The 332-nt window shown below is 65.1% G+C and carries 1 pseudogene; it reads left to right on the forward strand.

Features of this window, described 5'->3' with window-relative positions:
• A pseudogene (locus QWI17_RS19435) lies at positions 1-330 on the forward strand (hypothetical protein); the annotation flags it as partial.
• Positions 331-332 lie beyond the last annotated feature (2 nt).

A 332-nucleotide genomic window follows, 5' to 3' on the forward strand; every position in this document is an offset into this window, starting at 1 on the left:
TATCACCTGCTGACCGGGCACTACCCGTATGGGGAAGTGGAAGTTTTTCAGCGGCCGCGCTTCGGCCAACCGGTCAACCCGGCGCGCTACCGGCCCGACCTGCCGGAGTGGCTGCAGCACAACCTGCAGCAGGCCGTGGCCGCCGACCCGGCGCAGCGCTTCGAAACCGCCGAACACTGGTTGCTACTGCTCGAACGGGGTGACCGCCAGGAACTACCCGGCCGCCCGCGGCCATTGCTTGAGCGCGAGCCACTGAAAGTCTGGCGCACCCTGGCCGTGCTGTCGTTACTGATCAACCTGATATTGCTGCTCACCCTGCTCAAGGGCTGAAT

This window comes from Gilvimarinus gilvus (assembly GCF_030518155.1).
Taxonomy (GTDB): Bacteria; Pseudomonadota; Gammaproteobacteria; order Pseudomonadales; family Cellvibrionaceae; genus Gilvimarinus; species Gilvimarinus gilvus.